Genomic DNA, 18,102 nt, shown 5'->3' with positions numbered 1-18,102 from the left:
GATGATCCGCTCCACTCTCATCATCGCGGCCCTGGCGGCGCTGCCCGCCATGGCGCTGGCCCAGGCGCCGGCTCCGGCAGCGACAAGCGCGCCGGCGGCTACGCCGGCTGCAGCGGCCAAGCTCAGGCTGAAGCCCGACCTCACCCTGTCGCGCGACATCGTCGGCTTCGGCGACCTGATCACGGGGCTTTCGCCGCAGGACGCGGCGCTGCCGGCCTTCCGAGCGCCGGCGCTCGGCGACACCGGCACCATCCAGGTCGCCCGCATCGTCGATGCCGCGGTCAAGCACGGCCTCCTGCGCGATGCCCAGGACCTCGACAGCCAGGGCGTCGCCCAGGTGGTGGTGACCCGGGCGGCGCGCCGGATCACCGGGGTCGACGTCGAGGCTGCGGTGAAGGCGGCCCTGCTCGAGCGTTTCGGCGTCGACGGGCGTGCCTTCGCGCTGCTGCTCGACGGCGGCGCGCCCTCCGTCGTGGTCGAGCCGGAGCTGACCGGCGACCTCGCAGCGCTCGACCTGAACTACGATGCGCGCACCCGCCGCGTCACCGGCCGCCTGACCATGCCGGGCAGCGCCGCGACCCGTCTCAAGCCGGTGCGCGTCTCCGGCCAGCTGGTCGAGACCGCCGAGGTGGTGGTGCCGCTGCGCACGATCGCCCGCGGCGAGACGCTTCGTCCCAGCGACGTCACCATCGAGCGCCGCCCGCGCGATGCCCAGTTCAACGACGTGCTCGGCGAGATGAAGGCGGCGATCGGCAAGGTCGCCAAGCGGACATTGGTCGCCGGCTCGGTGCTGCGTAGCGGCGATGTCCAGCGCGAGGAGGTCGTAGGGCGCGGCGACATCGTCACCATCGTCTACGAGGCACGCGGCATCGCGATCAGCCTGCGCGGCCGCGCCAACGAGGCCGGCGCGGTCGGCGACACCATCGCGATCACCAATATCCAGTCGAAGCGCGTGCTGCAGGGAACCGTCACCGGTCCCGGGCGCGTCAATGTCAGCCCGCATGGCGGCGGCCAGATCGCCGCCGCTCGCTGACCCCATTGCTCAAGTTGCGGACCGTTGCCATGACCCGGACCAACCCTCTTTCCATCCCTGCCGCTCTCGGCATCAGCCTGATGCTGGGCGCCTGCGGCGCCGTCGACCGGCTCGCCAATGTCGGCCAGGCCCCGGCGCTGTCGCCGATCGAGGACCCGACCGCGACGAAGGGCTACAAGCCCGTGCAGATGCCGATGCCGGCGGTGGAGCACGCCTCCTACGCACCCAATTCACTCTGGCGCACCGGCTCGCGCGCCTTCTTCAAGGATCAGCGGGCCCGGCTCGTCGGCGACCTCGTCACCGTCAAGGTCAAGGTCACCGACAAGGCCCAGCTCGACAACACCACCAAGCGCAGCCGCAAGAACGGCGAGGATCTCGGCGCCGAGAACTTCTTCGGGGCCGAGAGCAAGTGGAAGAAGAACGCCGATCCCAGCTCGTTCCTGAAGCTCGACTCCGATTCCTCCAGCGAAGGCTCGGGTTCGGTGCGCCGGGCCGAGCAGCTCGCCACCAATGTCGCCGCCGTGGTCACCCAGACTCTCCCGAACGGCAACCTCGTCATCGAGGGCAAGCAGGAAATCCGCGTCAATTTCGAGGTGCGCGAGCTGATCGTCGCCGGCGTGATCCGGCCTGAGGACATCGAATCCGACAACACGATCGACTCGACCAAGATCGCCCAGGCCCGCATCGCCTATGGCGGCCGCGGCCAGATCACCGACGTCCAGCAGCCGCGCTACGGCCAGCAGGTGATGGACATCCTGCTGCCGTTCTGAGGCATGTCCCGGAAAAGTGGAAACCGGTTTTCCGAGACAGGATAGGCCTGAACGATAAATCCCGATCCCAAGCTTCCGGCGCGACGGCAACGCTCCCCACGTTCCATGCCTTCGCGCCGGGCCGGCGGTCTCTCCCGAGCCGCCTTTCCTCCCGGCCGCCCGTCACGCTCCCCAGCTATCCAAGGCTGGCGGCCAGAAGCCCCGCGCCCTCCCGCGCGGGGCTTTGCTTCGTTCGGACGAGGTTGTGTTGGAGCGGTTTTGCACTGACTGAATCGTCATTGCGAGCGAAGCGAAGCAATCCAGGGGCGGCAGTGCGCTATGGCCCCTGGATTGCTTCGTCGCCAACGCTCCTCGCAATGACGGGGGCGCCGCACTCAAGGCGAAACTGATCCGGCTTTCAGCGCTGCGGCGTCGTCAGATAGGCCCACATCCGGTCGAGGATGGCGCCGGACCAGGTCGCGCGCTGCGCGACTTCCGCCTCGCCGAGGATGACTCCTGCATCAGCGATGCCGGCGGCCCTGGCCTCGAACTCGACGCGCGCTGCGTCCTCGAGATACCAGGTCAGCACCACGGCTTCTTCCAGGCTCTCGCCGGCGGTGACTGCGCCGTTGCCACGCATGACGATGGCCCGGGCCAGGCCCATCTGCTCGGCGAGGGCGGCGGCCTGCTCGTCATTGCGCAGCAATTGCGGATCGTCCCAAAGCGGCGGCTGCGGCGCGAAATAGCTGCCGAAGCCATGCCGCGGCTTCGGCGTGATCCGGGCGGTGCCGAGCGTCATCACCCGCTGCGGCATCGAGCGCACGACGCCGCCGACCTCCGGCCGCCGGCGATAGATCTCGCGATGGATGCGGACCTCGCCGAGCACGCCGTCCGGCAGCGGCCCGTCCAGCGGGACGACGCTGCAGGCATCCTCGTCCGCGACCAGCCCGAGCGGCTTGGCCGGCGAGACCAGGAAATGGCCCGCGTCGAGGCGCATGCTGCAATGGCCATAGGCATGGACGAGGCCATGGCGCGCCAAAGCGCGCCCGGCCTGCCGGACGAGATCTTCCTGAGCGGCGCTCGGCCGCGGCAATGACGTACTCACTTGTTGAATTCGGTGATGTTGGGGTTGGCGCCCCATTTGCAGAAGCCCTTCGGCTCGAACATGAACTGGCGCTCGCGCCAGAGCAGCTCGTCGGCGATCTCGCGCACGCCGCTGGAATATTCGAAGACCATGCCCTCCGGCCCTTCGAAATAGAGGAACTTGGCCGAGGAGGTCGGGTGCCGGCCGGGGCCGAAGACCATGCGCACCTGCCGGTCCTTCAGGAACTGGTGCGAGCGCATGATGTCGTCGCCGGTCTCGACCTGATGGTTGATGTGCTGGATGCCGGCCTTGGGCGAGGGGAAGAGCGCGATGGTGTGATGGACCTCGTCGATGCGCAGCAGCGGCGCGTCGCCGATCCGGTCGGAGACCTGCGCATTGGTGACCTTGGTCCAGAAGGCCTCGTCGCGGACGAGGTCGCTGGAGCAGAGGCCGACATGGCTGAAGCCGGTGATGCCGGCATCGCGCGCGCCATGATAGCGCCGCCCGCTATAGGCCGGGCGCCAGGCGAGCTCGATCGGATTGCCGGTCGGGTCGCGGAAGGCGATGAAGTCGTGGACCTTGCGCAGCGCCGCCTCCGAGGCGGTACCGCGCCGGACGGGATGGCCGAGGCTTTCGAGCTGCGTCGCGGCCTCGTCGAGATGGGACTGCTCCTCGACCTCGAAGCACACGACCTGGTCGCCCGGATCACCCTCGAAATAGCAGAGCGTGTGCTCGCGCGCGTCCGACTTGAAATAGACCGAGCCCTTGGCGCGCTCGGCGACGTCGAGGCCGAGATACTCGGTGGCGAAATGGGTCGCGCCCTCGAGATCGCGGGTCCCGAGCCGGACATAGGAGACATCGGCTAGCTTGATCATGGTCGCTCCCTCCTGCCGGCGCGGGGCCGGCGAAGACGCTTCACTGGTATTCGGGAATCTGCGTGTCGCTGCCCCAGGCGCAGAAGGATTCGCGCTTGCGCGGGAACTGCCGGGCGCGGCGCGGGGAGGCGAGGCGCTCGCCCTCGGCGACATAGGAGAAGTTGACGCCGTCGGGGCCGGCGACGCTGAGGAAGAGCTGCTGCGAGGCGGTGCGCCGGCCGGGGCCGTCCATGATGCGGGCCTGCGCGCCGCGGAGGTGATAGGCGTTCTGCATGACGAGATCGACGTCCTCGACGCCGAACTCGACGGAGAGGATGCCCTTCTCCTGCGAAGGGTGCACGGCGATGCGGTGATGCGCCTCGTCGAAGCGGATATAGGCGGCATCGCCGACCCAGTCGCTGACCTTGCCGCCGAGCAGTTTGGTCCAGACCTGCTGGTCGGACGCATCAGGCGCCCCGCGCAAGGCGATCGCTTCCAGTCCGGTGATGCCGGCATCGCGCGGGCCGTGATAGCGCCAGCCAGATTCGAGTGGCCGGACCACCAGCTCGATGTCGTAGCCGGCTGCCATGCGGAACGAGACGAACTGCCGGACTTTTCTGATAGCGCAGGCCTTGGCATCACCGCGCGTGGTGGCGAAACCGGCGCCCTGCAGCAGCTTCTCGGCATGGGCCAGCGCATCGGGATCGCGCACCTCGAAGCCGATCGCCTGGCCGGCATCAAGTCCGTCGACATAGACCAGCGTGTGGTCGCGATAATCCGAGCGGAAATAGGCTGATGTCTCGGTACGATCGACCAGTTGCAGGCCGAGGATGCGCCCGGCGAAATCGGCCGCGCCCTTCAGGTCGGCGGTGCCGAGCCGGACATAGCGCAATTGCTCGATGGTGATCGCGTCGCTCATAGCCCGAGATGCTCTTTCTGAAGGTCCTTGTCGGCCAGCAGCATCGCCGATGGCCCGTCGAACACGACGCGGCCATGGTCGAGGACCAGCGACCGTTCGGCCAGCTTCAGCGCCATGGCGAGGTTCTGCTCGGCGATCAGCAGGGTATAGCCCTCGCCGCGCAGGCGCCCGACCGTGCCGATGATGACCTCTTCGATGGCGCGAGGCGAGAGGCCCTCGCTCGGCTCGTCGAGCACGATCAAATCGGCTTGCGTCAGCAGGGCCCGCGCGATCGCGAGCAATTGCCGCTCGCCGCCGCTGAGCGCGCCGCTGGAGAAGGAGCGGCGTTCGGCGAGGCGCGGGAAATCCTCGTAGATGCGCTCCTTGACCCAGCGCCGGTTCGGCTGCTTGCGCGACCACAACGCCGCCATGGTCAGGTTCTCGTCGACGGTGAGGTTGGCGTAGACGCCGCGGCCCTGCGGCACTAGCGCGACGCCGAGCCGGGCGATGCGGTGGCCCGGCCAGCCGGCGACCTCCTGGCCCTTGATCGCGATGCGGCCGGTGACTTGCGGCTCCAGCCCGAACAGGGCCGAGCAGAGTGTGCTCTTGCCGGCGCCGTTGCGGCCGAGCAGCGCCACCGCCTCGCCCTGCGGCAGCGAGAAGTCGACGCCGTGCAGGACGCGCACGCCGTCATAGCCGGCATCGAGTCCCACAACCTCAAGGTACGTGGCGGGAGCCGCCTGCTGCTGTGCCTGTACGGACATCATGCGGCCTCCCCGAGCGAGGCGCCGAGATAGGCGGCCTGCGCGCCCTCATGCGCCTTGATCGCGTCCGGCGTGTCGCAGGCGATCAAGCGGCCGAGATCGAGGACGGCGACGCGGTCGCAGACGCCGAAGACGATATCGAGGTCATGCGCGATCAGGATGGTCGAGAGGTCCTCGCCGAGCGTGCGCACGACCTCGATCAGGTGCTCGCCTTCCGCTCGCGACAGGCCGGCGGTGGGCTCGTCGAGCAGCAGAACGCGCGGGCCCATCGCCAGCGAGACCAGCACATCGACGATGCGCTGCTCGCCATAGGACAGGCCGGCGACCGGCAGTTCGGCCCGATCGCGCAACTGGGCGCGCGTCAGCAACTCATCGGCGGCTTCGTCCGCCGCAGTGACCGCCTTGCGGCTGCCGAACCAGCCATAGCCTTCGCCGGCCCGAGAGCGTGCGGCAAGCGCGAGGTTCTCGCGGACACTCAGCTCCGGGAAGGCCATGCTCTTCTGGAAGGTGCGCACTAGCCCGGCGCGGACGCGAACGTCCGGCTTTGCCCTGGTGATGTCCTCACCCGCGAAGGCAACGCGGCCATGGTCCGGGATGAGGAAGCCGGTGACGATGTTGAACAGGGTCGTCTTGCCGGCGCCATTGGGGCCGATCAGGCCGAGGCATTCGCCCTGGCCGAGCGTGACCGAGACATCACTCAGAACTTTCAGCCCGCCGAAGGACTTGGCGACGCCCTCGATCGCGAGGGCAGGGACCGTGTTCGCGCTCATGAGCGGCCCTCCGCATCCTTGCGCCGTCCGAAGGCGGCCTTCAGCCCGGCGACGACGCCCTTCGGCATGATCATCACGGTCAGCACGAAGACGAGGCCGACGACCAGCTGCCAGCGATCGGTGTAGGACGAGACATAGGTCTGGATGCCCAGATAGATCGCTGACCCGATGAAGGCGCCATAGAGCGAGCCGACGCCGCCGATCACCAGCATGATGATCATCATCGCCGACATCGTCCAATGCACGGCGTTGGGGCCGACATACTGGTTGACGAAGGGATAGAGCGCGCCGGCCGCGCCGGCGATGGCGCCGGAGGCGAGCAGAGCCATCAGGCGGATGCGCGGGATCGAATAGCCGAGCGCGCTCATCCGGAGCTGGCGCTCGCGGGTGCCGAGCAGGGCTCGGCCGATCGGTGCGTCGACGAAGGAGCGGGCAGCGAGATAAGCGGCGAGCGCCAGCACCAGCGCGGCGAGGTAGAGCGCGACGCCGTTGTTGAGCGGGATGGTGGCGAAGCCGGTGTGCAGCGTCAGCACCGGAAAACCGCGCAGGCCGTCGGCGCCGCCGGTGACCTCACGCCAGTGGAAGACCACCTCCCAGACGATCTGGCCGACGATCAGGCTGAGGATCAGGAAGAACAGCGCGATGGTGCGCATCACCACGACGCCCATCAGCAGCGCCGCCGCGATGCCGGTCGCAATGCCGACGGCGAGCATCACCACGATATCGGCGCCGAGCGTCTGTGCCGCGATCGCCGCCGCATAGGCCGCGCCGCCGAAGAAGACGGCATGGCCGAGCGAGACCAGCCCGCCGAAGCCAACCAGGAGGTCGAGGCTGAGCACAGCGGTGCCGATGATCAGGATCTCGGCGAGGAAGCGCAGCTGGTAGTCACCGGCGAACAGCAGGGGGATGGCCGCCGCCAGCGCGAGGAGCGCGAGCTTCACGGTCATAGGCAGGCTGCGCCGCTCACTGGCGGGGGACGCCTTCACGCGGTCGGTCCCGTCGGCGATCGAGCTCATACCTGCCTCATCTTCCTGGCAACCAGGCCTTCCGGCAGCGCGACCAGGAGCGCAGCCATGACGGCGAGGGCGACGACATTGGAGAATTCCGGCACCCAGACCTTGGAGAAAGTCATGGCGAAGCCGAGCAAGAGCGCGCTCAGCACCGTGCCGCGGAAGGTGCCGAGCCCACCGGCGACGACGACGATCAGCGCCAGGATGAGCACCTCCTCGTCGAGGCCGGGATAGGCCGAGAGAATGCCGGCGCCGAGCGCGCCGGAAATGCCGCCGAGACCGGCCGAGATCACCAGCACGGCGGTGAAGATCCGGCGCGTATCGAGGCCGAGCGTCTCGACGAAGCCGCGATCGGTGACGCAGGCCCTGACCACCGCGCCCCAGATGGTGCGGTCGATCACGAACCAGAGCGCGAAGGCGAGCGCCGCGCCAAAGCCGATGATGAAGAGCCGGTAGATCGGGAACGGCATGTCCATGATGAAGACGACGCCCCGCAATGCCTCCGGGATTTCCGCCGAGAGGATCTGCGCGCCAAAGCCCCAGCGCATCAGGTCGGCGAAGATCACCGAGAGGCCATAGGTCAGCAGCACCTGCATCAGATGGGTTCGCGCGTAGAACTGCCGGAACGGGAAGCGCTCCAGCAGGAAGCCGGCGAGGCCGGCCGCCAGGAAGGCGACCGGGAAGGCGAGCCACCAGGGCGCGCCCGAGGCGAGCCAGTAGACGCCGACATAGGCGCCGAGCAGGAAGAAGGAGCCGTGAGTCAGGTTGACGAAATTCATCAGGTTGAGCACCACCGACAGGCCAAGCCCGGTCAGCAGCAAGAGCATCGAGAACGACAGCGCGTTCAGGCTCTGGACGGCGTAGAAGCCCACGGAAAAGCTCCTTCGTAGACCTTAGGCCACCGGGCCCGGATCGCGCACGGCCTTGTAGGTGTGGATCACCTGGTTGACCGGGCCGCCAGCGCCTTCCTTGATCTCGTTGACGTAGATGTCGAGGATCGCCTGGTTGTTGCGCGGATCGAACGGCATCGGCCCGAACACGGTCTCGACCTCCTTGGCGAGCAGCGCCTCCTTGACCTTCTCCTTGTTGGAGAGATCGCCCTGGACGCGCTCGACCGCGGCCTTGATCACCTGGCCGGTGACATAGCCGGCCGTGCCCATCTCGCCAGGCATGGCGTTGCGAGCCGCCTGATAGGCCTTGGTGAAGGCGGCCGAGCTCGGCGCTGTCGGCGACTGGTTGCAGGTGTTGAGCCCACCGAGTGCCGCTTCCTTGACGGCGGAGACGACGTCTTCCTGGTCGAACAGCGCGCCGCTGCCGATCAGCTTGACCTTGCCGTGCAGGCGGTACTCGCGCATCTGGCGCAGGAAGCGCACCGCATCCGAGCCGGCGAAGAAGGAGAAGATGAACTCCGGCTTCTCGGCTGCGATCGTCGTCAGCAGCGGCCCGAAATCGGTGGTGCCGAGCGGGGCCCAGAGCTGCTTGCCGACCTTGCCGCCCTGCTGCTGGTAGCTCGCGACGAAGTCACCGACGGATTCGCGCCCCGCGGCGTAGTCGGCGGCGATGGTCAGGCAGCCGGACTTGCCGAGCTTTTCGAAAGCCCACTGGCCGGCGGTGTGGCCGAGCATCCAGTTGGTCTTGGTCGGCCGGAAGACGAAGGGGCTCGCCGCCTTGCGGGCGAGGTCGTTGGCCGAGCCGGCCGAGATGAAGGTCAGTGCCTTGGCCTCGGTCACCACGTCGCGGACGGCGAGCGCCACGGCGGAGGAGATCACGCCGGAGACGATGTCGACATTGTCCTGCCCGAGGAGCTTGCGGAACTTGCGCACGCCTTCGTCGGGCTTGGCCTGATCGTCCTCGACGATCAGTTCGACGGCGCGGCCGGCGAGCTTGCCGCCATTCTCGGCCAGGAACATCTGCATGCCGGCGCGCATGCTCTCGCCGAGCGCAGTGAAGGGCCCCGATAGCGAGGTCACCATGCCGATCTTCAGCGGCTTGCTGGCGCCCTGTGCCAGAGCGGGTGCGCTGATCGCACCGGAGAGGGCGGTGGCACCTGCAGTCGCGAGGAAGCTGCGGCGGGACAGCGGAAAGCGCTCGGTCATGGGACGTCCTCCAACGGGGCGATCTTGGCGCCACTCGATTGGCCGGCATCCGATCAGAACGGCTTTGGCCTGTCAATATTATTTCGATATTTTTTCGACATGCAGAATTCTCGTTCAGGCGGCCTCTTATAGAGAGTTCCTTGAATTATAGGAATTAAAGGGATTCTGCTCCGCTGAGATTGGTGCCGTCAGGGTTGTAATTTCGAAATTTGATGCTAGAGAGGGTTATCGACAACGGGAGCTGCGTGCTTCGGAATGTCTTCTTCCGACAAGACCCTGGCCGACCGGACCTACCGCCAATTGCGCGGCGATATCGTCAATGGCCGCCTCGCGGCCGGCAGCAAGCTGAAGCTCGAAGGTCTGGCGCAGGACTATGAAGTCGGCATGTCGCCGCTGCGCGAGGCGCTTGCTCGCCTGATGGGCGACCTGCTCGTCGTTTCGGAAGGGCAGCGCGGCTTCTGGGTGGCGCCGCTCTCGCTCGACGAGCTCGACGACGTCTCGCGCGTACGTGCCCTGATCGAGACCGAGGCGCTCAACGCCGCGATCCGCAATGGCGATGCGGCGTGGGAGCGCGAGGTCACGGCGGCGTTCGAGGCGTTGGCGGCGGTCGAGGAGCATCTGCCGCATACCAGCGAGGCGCTGCCGCCGGGGCAGATCGAGATCTGGGAGGCGCGCAACCGCGCCTTCCATGCGGCGCTCGTCTCGGCTGCTGGCTCGCCGATGCTGATCAAGCTGCGCGATCTGCTCTACCAGCAGTCCGAGCGCTATCGCCGCGTCTCGCTCAACGTCTCGCGCGGCTGGCGCAACGTCCATGACGAGCACCGCGCCATCTATGACGCGACCATGCAGCGCAATGCGCTGCGGGCCTGCCGGATGACCGAACTGCATCTGTCGCGCACGGCCGAAGAGGTGCGCAAGGCGATGGCCGCGCTGGCGCGGGACGACGACCAGATTTTCGGAGGCAAGGCGTGAGCGGTTTCGATCTGAGCGGGAAGAGCATTCTGGTCACCGGCGCGGCCGGCGGCATCGGCGCGGTGACGGCGCAGGTTCTGGCGGGCCTCGGTGCCAAGCTCATCCTCACCGACCGGGTCTCCTGTGCCGCGACGATCGCGGGGCTTGGCGAGAAGGCGGGCGCGGCCAGAGAGATCGTCATCGACCTGCTCGACAGTGATGCGCCGCGGCGCCTGTCGGAGCTGGCCGGGCCGATCGATGCCGCCGTCCTCGGCGCCGGCATCTACCGCCCGCTCGACTGGGACGCGGATGGCTGGGAAGAGGTCGCCGAGACCACGCTGTCTCTCAACCTGATGGCGCCGATGCGCCTGGCGCGCGAGCTCGTGCCTGCCATGGCAGCGCGCGGGGGCGGGCGGGTCGTCCTCGTCGGCTCGATCGTCGCCGCGACCGGCGGTTCCTTTCCTGGCGTCGGTCCGCACTACGCCGCGTCCAAGGGTGGCCTGCACACGCTGGTGCGCTGGCTCGCGGCCCGTTTCGGCGGGCAGGGCGTGCTCATCAACGGCGTTGCGCCGGGTGTCACCGACACGGCCATGGTCGGCGTCCACGACCTTTCGGCGACGCTGGCGAAGCATCCGCTCGGCCGGGCCGCCCGGCCGGAGGAGATCGCCTGGCCGATCGCCTTCCTCTGCTCACCGGCGGCGAGCTTCGTCTCGGGCGCCATCCTCGACGTGAACGGCGGCGCGATGATGCGCCCATGACGACATAACCAGACCGGGAGTGAGACGATGAACAGCGCCGTTCCGCGCTACCAGAGCGCTGCCGCCAGCGCCGAGACCGCCCGCCTGTCGCATTTCATCGACGGGCGCTTCGTGCCGGCCGGCCGGAGCAGCTTCGAGAACCGCCACCCGGCGACGGGCGAGCTGATCAACCTCGTGCCGGAGGCCGACTCGGCTGCGGTCGACGATGCGGTCAAGGCGGCCAGGCGCGCGCTCAAGGGCCCGTGGGGCAGGATGAGCGAGCAGCAGCGCTCGGCGATCCTGCGCAAGGTCGCCGACGGGATCATGGCCCGCTTCGACGACTTCCTCGCCGCCGAGGTGCTCGATACCGGCAAGCCGAAGAGCCTCGCCTCGCATATCGATATTCCGCGCGGCGCCGCGAACTTCAACGTCTTCGCCGACCAGGTGCTGACGCTCTCGACCGAAACCTTCCGCATGGCGACGCCGGACGGCGCCGGCGCGCTGAACTATGCGATCCGCGGGCCGCGCGGCGTCATCGCCGTGGTCTGCCCGTGGAACCTGCCGCTGCTGCTGATGACCTGGAAGGTCGCTCCGGCGCTCGCCTGCGGCAACACTGTCGTGGTCAAGCCCTCCGAGGAGACGCCGACCACGGCGACCATGCTCGGCGAGATCATGAACGAGGCCGGCGTGCCGCCCGGCGTCTACAATGTCGTGCACGGCTTCGGCGAGGACAGCGCCGGCGAATACCTGACCAGCCATCCTCTCGTCGACGGCATCACCTTCACCGGCGAGACCCGCACGGGCGAGGCGATCATGCGCGCCGCGTCGAAGGGCGTCCGCCCGGTCTCGCTTGAGCTCGGCGGCAAGAACGCCTCGCTGGTCTTCGCCGATTGCGACATGGACAAGGCGATCGAGGGCGTCGGCCGTGCCGTCTTCGCCAATTGCGGCCAGGTCTGCTTGGGCACCGAGCGCGTCTATGTCGAGCGGCCGATCTTCGCTGAGTTCACGCAGCGCCTGAAGCAGGCGGCTGAGAAGCTCAAGCCCGGCAATCCGTTCGAGGCCTCCACCACGCTCGGCCCGCTGATCAGCCAGGCCCATCGCGACAAGGTGCTGTCCTACTACGCCAAGGCGAAGGCGGAAGGTGCCGAGATCATCACCGGGGGCGGCGCGCCCGAGCTGCCGGCCCCGTATTCCGCCGGCTCCTTCGTCGAGCCGACGATCTGGACCGGCTTGTCCGGGGATTCGGCGGTGATGCGCGAGGAGATCTTCGGGCCCTGCTGCAACATCGTGCCCTTCGACGAGGAGGACGCCGTCATCGCGCTGGCGAACGACAGCCCCTATGGTCTCGCCACCTCGATCTGGACCGAGAACCTGACGCGGGCGCACCGCGTCGCGGCGCAGGTCGAGGTCGGCATCACCTGGGTGAATTCCTGGTTCCTGCGCGACCTGCGCACACCCTTCGGCGGCTCGAAGCAATCCGGCATCGGCCGCGAGGGCGGCGTGCACTCGATGGAGTTCTACACCGAGATGCGCAACGTCTGCATCAAGCTCTGAGGGCTCTTCGCTTTCTCCGTACACCCGGCGGTCGCAAACGACCGTCGTCTCCACAAGCGCGCTCGGCGCCGCAAATCATAGGAAACGTCCATGCTGACCGAAGCCCAGCGCGCGCAGGTGGTGCGCTCTTTGCTCGAGAGCCACCGCACCAAGAAGCAGGGCGAACGGCCCTCGCAGATGTTCCCGGAGATCGAGATCGCCGATTCCTATGCGATCTCCTCGGCGGTGGCGCAGGAGCGGGTCAAGGCGGGGGCCCGCATCATCGGCCACAAGATCGGCCTGACCTCGAAGGCGATGCAGGCCTCCTCGAAGATCGACGAGCCCGACTATGGCTATCTCTTCGACGACCTCCTGCTGAACGACGGTGCCAAGGTGAAGTTCGAGAACTTCTGCGTGCCGCGCGTCGAGCCGGAGTTGACCTTCATCCTGAAGGAGCCTCTGAAGGGGCCGGGCATCGGGCTGATCGACGTGCTCAGGGCGACCGAATATGTCGTGCCCTCGATCGAGATCATCGATGCGCGCGTCACCGAGCCGCGCAAGATCTTCGACACGGTCGCCGACAATGGCGCCGCCGCCGGCATCGTCCTTGGCGGCCGGCCGGTGCGGCCGGAGGATGTCGACCTGCGCTGGGTCGGCGCGATCTTCTACCGCAATTCCGAGATTGAGGAGACCGGCCTCGCCGCCGGCGTGCTCGGCCACCCCGCCATGGCGATCGCCTGGCTCGCCAACAAGCTCGCGCCCTTCGACATCACGCTGCAGCCGGGCGACCTGATGCTGTCGGGCTCCTTCACACGGCCGGTCTGGGCGGCTAAGGGCGATACGCTGCACGCCGATTTCGGGCCGCTCGGTAGCGTCTCCGTGCAGTTCGTCTGAAAGGGAGCGCCATGGATCTGCCCCGCAACGCCTTCAAGGCCGCGCTTGCCCGCGGCGAATTGCAGATCGGGCTGTGGAGCAGCCTGTGCAGTCCGATCGTCGCCGAGATCATCGGCCATAGCGGCTTCGACTGGATCCTGGTCGACACCGAGCATTCGCCGAACGAGCCGCCGGCCGTGCTCGCCCAGCTCCAGGCCCTGCAGGCCGGCACAGCGACCCCGATCGTGCGCCCGGCCTGGAACGATCCGGTGCTGCTGAAGCGCCTGCTCGACATCGGCACGCAGGCGGTGCTGGTACCCTTCGTGCAGAACGCGGAGGAGGCGGCCAAGGCGGTCGCCGCCTGCCGCTATCCGCCGGCCGGCATCCGCGGCATCACCGTGAGCGGGCGCGGCAGCCGCTATGGCCGCGTGCCCGATTATCTCAAGCGCGCCGATGCCGAGATCTGCGTCCTCGTCCAGGTCGAGACCGGCGAGGCGCTGGCCCAGCTCGAGGCGATCGCCTCCGTCGACGGTGTCGACGGCGTCTTCATCGGCCCCGCCGACCTTTCCGCCTCGCTTGGCCATATCGGCAATCCCGGCCATCCCGAGGTGCAAGCCGCGATCAAGGGCGCGGTCGATCGCCTCACGGCGGTCGGCAAGCCGGCCGGTATCTTGACGCCGTCCGAGGCCGATGCGCGCCGCTATATCGAATGGGGCTATCGCTTCGTCGCCGTCGGCTCCGATCTTGGCCTGCTGACTAAGCATGCCGACGCGCTGGCGAAGACGTTCCGGTAAGTCGAGCCCCGCCCTGTCTGAAAGGGCTTACGGCGTCACTCTGTGGAGCGGGAGAGAGACGCCCAGGCGGTCGAGCATCAACCCGAACTCGGCCGCGCTATAGCGCTCATTCTCGGTGACCAGCGCGAGGACAGCGCCGGTGCCGGGCACCGCATGTGATGCGACCGCCGCGATCGCGTCGTCGAGCGGGTCGAACAGCGGACGGCCAGGGCGGGCGCGCTCGATGAAGGCGCGCAACCAGGGCAGGTGCGTGCTCGACAAGGTGAACGCAGCGATATCGGGATGTTGTCCGTCCAGCGCGTCGAGGAAGGCGTCGACCTGCGCCTGCGTCCGCTCCGGCGCGAACAGGAAGGCGCCGCTCTCGACCAGCTCGACCAGCGGCGATGCATTGACCAGATGGACCTGCGCCTTGCGCTCGCCCGCCTGCATGTCGGCGTAAAGGCGCAGCTCCGGGCTCTCCACCATCGACTGCACGCCGAGCACCGCGATGGCGCGCGGGCCGGCGACGGCTAGGGCTGCCGGGATCGGCGGGCGGACGCCGAAGACAGGCGGGTTGATGATCCCCATGAGATCGTCGAGCACGGTGATGGACGGTGCATTCGAGGCGACCAGCACGGCAGCCGGATCGAAGCTGTCGAGATAGCGCAGCGTGCGGTGCAGGATGGCGAGAAGCTCCTGCCGTGACTTGCCGCCATAGGGAAAGCTGGCGCGATCCGCGAAATAGAGGATGTCCTGCTGCGGCAGCAGGCGCTGGATGGCCGCGACGGCCGCATAGCTGCCGATCCCGGCGTCGAAGACGGCGATGGGCCGGACGAGCTTTGGCAGCGCGTCATGGTTGGTCGAGATGCTCATCCTGGGCGCTCGCTGTTCGGCCGGGCACGAAAAAGGCCCCGCAACTGGATGCGAGGCCCTTGATGGAAGGCAATGTCCTGCCTTGCGTCTCAATCGTCGCGGAAGACACGCTCATTGCGCTCGTGGCGCTCCTGCGCCTCCAGCGAGAGCGTCGCGATCGGGCGGGCTTCCAGGCGCTTCAGCGAGATCGGCTCGCCGGTCTCCTCGCAATAGCCGTAGGAGCCGTCCTCGATGCGGGAGAGGGCGGCGTCGATCTTCGAGATCAGCTTGCGCTGGCGATCGCGGGCACGAAGCTCGATGGCGCGGTCGGTTTCGGAAGAGGCGCGATCGGCGATGTCCGGGTGATTCTCGCTCTCGCTCTGCAAGGTGACCAGGGTCTCCTTGGCTTCCTTGAGGATCTCATCCTTCCAGGCCAGCAACTTGTTGCGGAAATACTCCCGCTGCCGCTCGTTCATGAACGGCTCGCTGTCGGAGGGCTTGTAGTCAGGGGCAAGACTGATCTGCTTCGACATGGCAGGCCTTCTGCATGAGCGCTCGAAGGCCCCGCCGGCTTTGCCGTGTCGAGGCCGCCGATTTGGCGCCCTTATAGCGATTGGTCACACCGGGAACAATCGCTTTCGCGCAGCCGTGAACAAGCTGGCAAAGCGCTGGAAAATCAGCGCAATCCGAGGATCGCCGCGGCGATGTCCGCCCCGAGCGGCCCGGCGATCGTCCGCCGGTAGTGGGTATGGTCGAAATAGTTGTCCGGCTCGCGATTCTCCGGCCGGTCGATGCGCCAGTCGACGAGGGCGGTGCGCGGCCGCTCCGCGGCGAGCCTGACATAGGCGTCGCGACAGGCGGCGTCGGCGCTGGCGCCGGGCGTTCCGGGCACGGGCAGGGCGGAGACGAAGTTGGGCGGCCGCACCAATACGACCGGCACGTCCGGCGCCAGCCTGTCGAGCAATTCGCGCAGCGCTGCCGCCGCGGGGAAGGGGCCGGTCGTATTGCCGCCGCTGGCATCGAGCGGCTCGCGCAGCTTGGCGCGGCGGACGGGGTCGCTGTGGAAACCCTGGACCTCGTAGCCGGCCTCATAGTCCCAGTAGCCGTCCGGCCGGGCGCGCTCGGGCGCCTTGGCCGTCAGGTAACGCAATCGGCGCAGTGTTTCCTCGATCACGTCGAAGCGCAGCAGCCCGGCGAGGTAGCGCGGCGCAGAGCGCTCGAACAGCCAGAACGGGAAGGGCTTCTCGATCGCCAATGTCGGATCGGCCGTGCACCAGCGCACGTCGATGCCGATGACCAGCGCCCTGGCTGGCTCCTTGCGATGGCGCAGATACCAGTCGAGCAGGACAAGGCTCTCGCGCGGGCCGGTGGCGGGGGCGATCAGCGAGACGAAGGGGATGCCGGCCTGCTGCGCCAGCTGCTCCGGCGAGACCAGCTGGATATGCGAGTTGCCGAAGATCGCGCCGGAGAACTGCGGATCGCGACCGCGGCTGGCGGCGGCGGTGCGCGGCCCCTGCGGGCTGACGCCGATCTTCAGCTTCAGCGGCGAGCGCCCGCTGTCATAGGGATCGACCAGGAAGGCGAGCGCCAGCAGCGCCGCGGCGAGGAGCGTCGCCGCGGCGAGGAAGGTGCGGCCGAAGCCGCGCCAGCGCAGGTCAGAACTGGAAGTAGATGAACTCATAATTGGCGTCGTCGCCGATCTTGAACAGGACCAGCACGAAGAGAATGGCGGTGAGGATGGCGAGCCAGCGCGCCGGCGGTGCCTTGTGCACTGCCGCCCAGGCGGTCGGGCCGATCATGGCCACGGCGATCGCGGGCAGGAAGGCGCGCCATTTGAAGCCGGTGCCGACCGGGCCGAGGCCGAGCATGGCCTTGTAGATCGCCAGCGCCGCCTCGAAGGAGGTGGCGCGGAACAGCACCCAGCAGACGGCGACGAAGAGGAAGGTCAGCGCCCAGCCGAGCAGCTTCGGCATCGGCAACCCAGCGCGGCGCCAGAGCACGCCGATGGCGAGCACGACGCCATGGGCTACGCCCCAGGCGACGAAGTTGAGGCCGGCGCCGTGCCAGAGGCCGCCGAGCGCCATGGTGGCGAACAGCGCCCAGAGCTGCAGCGGCAGGCCGTGCCGCGAGCCGCCGAGCGGGATGTAGAGGTAGTCGCGCAGGAAGCGCGACAGCGTCATGTGCCAGCGCCGCCAGAAATCCTGCAGGCTCGTGGCGCGATAGGGCGCATTGAAGTTCTGCGGCAACACGATGCCGAAGAGCAGGGCCAGGCCCAGCGCCATGTCGGTGTAGCCGGAGAAGTCGAAATAGATCTGGAAGGTGAAGGCGAGGGTCCCCTGCCAGGCCTGCGCCATGCTGACGACATCGCCGGCCGCGGCTGCGGCGAAGACCGGGTTGGCATATTCGGAGAGCGGGTCGCCGATCAGCACCTTCTTGGCCAGGCCGATCGTCAGCAGCATGATGCCGCGGGCGATGCGCTCGGCCGCGTCGGGGCGCAGATAGGGCCGCTCCTCGAACTGGTGCATGATCTCGCGCCAGCGCACCAGCGGGCCGGCCAGCACCTGCGGGAAGAAGGCGATGTAGAGCGCGTAGCGGACGAGATCGTAGCGCGGCGCTTCGCCCCGGCGCAGATCGGTCAGGTACATCACATGGTGGAAGGTGAAGAAGGAGATGCCGAGCGGCAGCGCGAGATCGAGCTTCGTCGTCGGCAATCCCGGAATCATCGCAGCGAGATCGGCGAAGAAGTTAAAGTACTTGAACAGCGCCAGGATCGCGAGGTTGACCGCGATGGCGAGAGTGATCAGGCCGCGGGCCTTGGTCTTCTGGAAGGCTTCGGCGATCAGCCAGTTGAGCAGGATCGAGAAGGCGAGCAGCGGCACGAAGCGCCAGTCCCACCAGCCATAGAAGGCAAAGGAGAGCACCGCCAGCAGCGGCAGCCGCCAGGCCGGCGCAAAGCGCTCGACCAGCCAGTGCAGGGCGAGCGCGAGCGGCAGGAAGCCGAGCAGGAAGGCGAAGGAGTTGAACAGCATCGGGCGGGAGAGGGCGGCGGGAGAGCGCCGCCTTAGACGATTATCGCCGCGATGTCATGGTCAGCACCGTCGCACGCCACGCTCGCTGGCGCCCTC

General features: G+C 67.9%; 19 protein-coding genes. 7 read left to right on the top strand and 12 right to left on the bottom strand.

What is annotated here, in order from left to right:
* The first annotated feature begins 1 nt into the window (after position 1).
* On the top strand, positions 2-1,033 hold the full coding sequence (gene flgA / locus AC3WLC_RS30285) for a flagellar basal body P-ring formation chaperone FlgA (protein ID WP_493687616.1): 1,032 nt from the start codon (positions 2-4) through the stop codon (positions 1,031-1,033).
* Between the two features lie 29 nt (positions 1,034-1,062).
* Positions 1,063-1,803 (top strand): flagellar basal body L-ring protein FlgH, encoded by a 741-nt coding sequence (gene flgH / locus AC3WLC_RS30280; RefSeq protein ID WP_493687615.1) that lies wholly within the window; start codon positions 1,063-1,065, stop codon positions 1,801-1,803.
* A 397-nt stretch (positions 1,804-2,200) separates the two neighbouring features.
* On the opposite strand, the gene AC3WLC_RS30275 is transcribed toward flgH, so the two are convergent.
* The 8 genes from AC3WLC_RS30275 to AC3WLC_RS30240 are packed head-to-tail and all read right to left on the bottom strand — an operon-like array spanning position 2,201 to position 9,258.
* Positions 2,201-2,887, bottom strand: a complete 687-nt coding sequence (locus tag AC3WLC_RS30275) for a class II aldolase/adducin family protein (RefSeq protein WP_493687614.1) — start codon at positions 2,885-2,887, stop codon at positions 2,201-2,203.
* A complete protein-coding gene (locus tag AC3WLC_RS30270; protein ID WP_493687613.1) occupies positions 2,884-3,741 on the bottom strand; it encodes a VOC family protein in 858 nt (285 codons plus the stop codon). Before AC3WLC_RS30270 ends, AC3WLC_RS30275 begins: the two co-directional genes overlap by 4 nt.
* A gap of 40 nt (positions 3,742-3,781) precedes the next feature.
* Positions 3,782-4,639, bottom strand: coding sequence for a VOC family protein (locus AC3WLC_RS30265; RefSeq protein ID WP_493687612.1), 858 nt, complete (start codon positions 4,637-4,639; stop codon positions 3,782-3,784).
* Complete coding sequence (locus AC3WLC_RS30260; protein WP_493687611.1) at positions 4,636-5,382, bottom strand: ABC transporter ATP-binding protein; 747 nt, start codon at positions 5,380-5,382, stop codon at positions 4,636-4,638. Before AC3WLC_RS30260 ends, AC3WLC_RS30265 begins: the two co-directional genes overlap by 4 nt.
* Positions 5,382-6,152, bottom strand: coding sequence for an ABC transporter ATP-binding protein (locus AC3WLC_RS30255; RefSeq protein ID WP_493687610.1), 771 nt, complete (start codon positions 6,150-6,152; stop codon positions 5,382-5,384). Before AC3WLC_RS30255 ends, AC3WLC_RS30260 begins: the two co-directional genes overlap by 1 nt.
* Positions 6,149-7,168: a branched-chain amino acid ABC transporter permease gene (locus AC3WLC_RS30250; RefSeq protein ID WP_493687609.1), complete on the bottom strand. Its 1,020-nt coding sequence runs from the start codon at positions 7,166-7,168 to the stop codon at positions 6,149-6,151. The genes AC3WLC_RS30255 and AC3WLC_RS30250 overlap by 4 nt, the downstream gene beginning before the upstream one ends.
* Complete coding sequence (locus AC3WLC_RS30245; protein WP_493687608.1) at positions 7,165-8,034, bottom strand: branched-chain amino acid ABC transporter permease; 870 nt, start codon at positions 8,032-8,034, stop codon at positions 7,165-7,167. Before AC3WLC_RS30245 ends, AC3WLC_RS30250 begins: the two co-directional genes overlap by 4 nt.
* A gap of 21 nt (positions 8,035-8,055) precedes the next feature.
* On the bottom strand, positions 8,056-9,258 hold the full coding sequence (locus AC3WLC_RS30240; protein ID WP_493687607.1) for an ABC transporter substrate-binding protein: 1,203 nt from the start codon (positions 9,256-9,258) through the stop codon (positions 8,056-8,058).
* A 255-nt stretch (positions 9,259-9,513) separates the two neighbouring features.
* On the opposite strand from AC3WLC_RS30240, the gene AC3WLC_RS30235 reads away from it, so the two are divergent.
* From AC3WLC_RS30235 to AC3WLC_RS30215, 5 genes are all read left to right on the top strand, one after another.
* Complete coding sequence (locus AC3WLC_RS30235) at positions 9,514-10,230, top strand: GntR family transcriptional regulator (RefSeq protein ID WP_493687606.1); 717 nt, start codon at positions 9,514-9,516, stop codon at positions 10,228-10,230.
* Entirely contained in the window at positions 10,227-10,967 is a 741-nt protein-coding gene (locus tag AC3WLC_RS30230; RefSeq protein ID WP_493687605.1) for an SDR family NAD(P)-dependent oxidoreductase, read from the top strand. The genes AC3WLC_RS30235 and AC3WLC_RS30230 overlap by 4 nt, the downstream gene beginning before the upstream one ends.
* 27 nt (positions 10,968-10,994) lie before the next feature.
* Positions 10,995-12,500: a 2-hydroxymuconic semialdehyde dehydrogenase gene (locus AC3WLC_RS30225; protein WP_493687604.1), complete on the top strand. Its 1,506-nt coding sequence runs from the start codon at positions 10,995-10,997 to the stop codon at positions 12,498-12,500.
* Between the two features lie 90 nt (positions 12,501-12,590).
* Positions 12,591-13,373, top strand: coding sequence for a fumarylacetoacetate hydrolase family protein (locus AC3WLC_RS30220; RefSeq protein WP_485847893.1), 783 nt, complete (start codon positions 12,591-12,593; stop codon positions 13,371-13,373).
* A gap of 11 nt (positions 13,374-13,384) precedes the next feature.
* The gene (locus tag AC3WLC_RS30215; RefSeq protein WP_493687603.1) at positions 13,385-14,146 is read left to right on the top strand and encodes an HpcH/HpaI aldolase family protein; all 762 of its coding nucleotides are present in this window, start codon (positions 13,385-13,387) and stop codon (positions 14,144-14,146) included.
* 27 nt (positions 14,147-14,173) lie between these two features.
* Here the strand turns inward: AC3WLC_RS30215 and AC3WLC_RS30210 are convergent, their stop codons facing one another.
* From AC3WLC_RS30210 to AC3WLC_RS30195, 4 genes are all read right to left on the bottom strand, one after another.
* Positions 14,174-14,998, bottom strand: coding sequence for a glutamate racemase (locus tag AC3WLC_RS30210; RefSeq protein WP_493687602.1), 825 nt, complete (start codon positions 14,996-14,998; stop codon positions 14,174-14,176).
* Positions 14,999-15,087: 89 nt separating this feature from the next.
* Positions 15,088-15,510, bottom strand: coding sequence for an RNA polymerase-binding protein DksA (gene dksA / locus AC3WLC_RS30205; RefSeq protein ID WP_291674598.1), 423 nt, complete (start codon positions 15,508-15,510; stop codon positions 15,088-15,090).
* 143 nt (positions 15,511-15,653) lie between these two features.
* Complete coding sequence (locus AC3WLC_RS30200; protein WP_493687601.1) at positions 15,654-16,658, bottom strand: SGNH/GDSL hydrolase family protein; 1,005 nt, start codon at positions 16,656-16,658, stop codon at positions 15,654-15,656.
* Positions 16,633-18,006: an MBOAT family O-acyltransferase gene (locus AC3WLC_RS30195; RefSeq protein ID WP_493687600.1), complete on the bottom strand. Its 1,374-nt coding sequence runs from the start codon at positions 18,004-18,006 to the stop codon at positions 16,633-16,635. The genes AC3WLC_RS30200 and AC3WLC_RS30195 overlap by 26 nt, the downstream gene beginning before the upstream one ends.
* Positions 18,007-18,102 lie beyond the last annotated feature (96 nt).

The organism is Allobosea sp. GW821-FHT03A12 (assembly GCF_058986765.1).
This window is presented reverse-complemented; position numbering and strand designations above follow the sequence as displayed.

Coding starts and splice junctions, on each gene's coding strand:
- flgA (WP_493687616.1), top strand. CDS start 2: ATGATCCGCTCCACTCTCATCATCGCGGCCCTGGCGGCGCTGCCCGCC.
- flgH (WP_493687615.1), top strand. CDS start 1,063: ATGACCCGGACCAACCCTCTTTCCATCCCTGCCGCTCTCGGCATCAGC.
- AC3WLC_RS30270 (WP_493687613.1), bottom strand. CDS start 3,741: ATGATCAAGCTAGCCGATGTCTCCTATGTCCGGCTCGGGACCCGCGAT.
- AC3WLC_RS30265 (WP_493687612.1), bottom strand. CDS start 4,639: ATGAGCGACGCGATCACCATCGAGCAATTGCGCTATGTCCGGCTCGGC.
- AC3WLC_RS30260 (WP_493687611.1), bottom strand. CDS start 5,382: ATGTCCGTACAGGCACAGCAGCAGGCGGCTCCCGCCACGTACCTTGAG.
- AC3WLC_RS30255 (WP_493687610.1), bottom strand. CDS start 6,152: ATGAGCGCGAACACGGTCCCTGCCCTCGCGATCGAGGGCGTCGCCAAG.
- AC3WLC_RS30250 (WP_493687609.1), bottom strand. CDS start 7,168: ATGAGCTCGATCGCCGACGGGACCGACCGCGTGAAGGCGTCCCCCGCC.
- AC3WLC_RS30240 (WP_493687607.1), bottom strand. CDS start 9,258: ATGACCGAGCGCTTTCCGCTGTCCCGCCGCAGCTTCCTCGCGACTGCA.
- AC3WLC_RS30235 (WP_493687606.1), top strand. CDS start 9,514: ATGTCTTCTTCCGACAAGACCCTGGCCGACCGGACCTACCGCCAATTG.
- AC3WLC_RS30225 (WP_493687604.1), top strand. CDS start 10,995: ATGAACAGCGCCGTTCCGCGCTACCAGAGCGCTGCCGCCAGCGCCGAG.
- AC3WLC_RS30220 (WP_485847893.1), top strand. CDS start 12,591: ATGCTGACCGAAGCCCAGCGCGCGCAGGTGGTGCGCTCTTTGCTCGAG.
- AC3WLC_RS30215 (WP_493687603.1), top strand. CDS start 13,385: ATGGATCTGCCCCGCAACGCCTTCAAGGCCGCGCTTGCCCGCGGCGAA.
- AC3WLC_RS30210 (WP_493687602.1), bottom strand. CDS start 14,998: ATGAGCATCTCGACCAACCATGACGCGCTGCCAAAGCTCGTCCGGCCC.
- dksA (WP_291674598.1), bottom strand. CDS start 15,510: ATGTCGAAGCAGATCAGTCTTGCCCCTGACTACAAGCCCTCCGACAGC.
- AC3WLC_RS30200 (WP_493687601.1), bottom strand. CDS start 16,658: ATGAGTTCATCTACTTCCAGTTCTGACCTGCGCTGGCGCGGCTTCGGC.
- AC3WLC_RS30195 (WP_493687600.1), bottom strand. CDS start 18,006: ATGCTGTTCAACTCCTTCGCCTTCCTGCTCGGCTTCCTGCCGCTCGCG.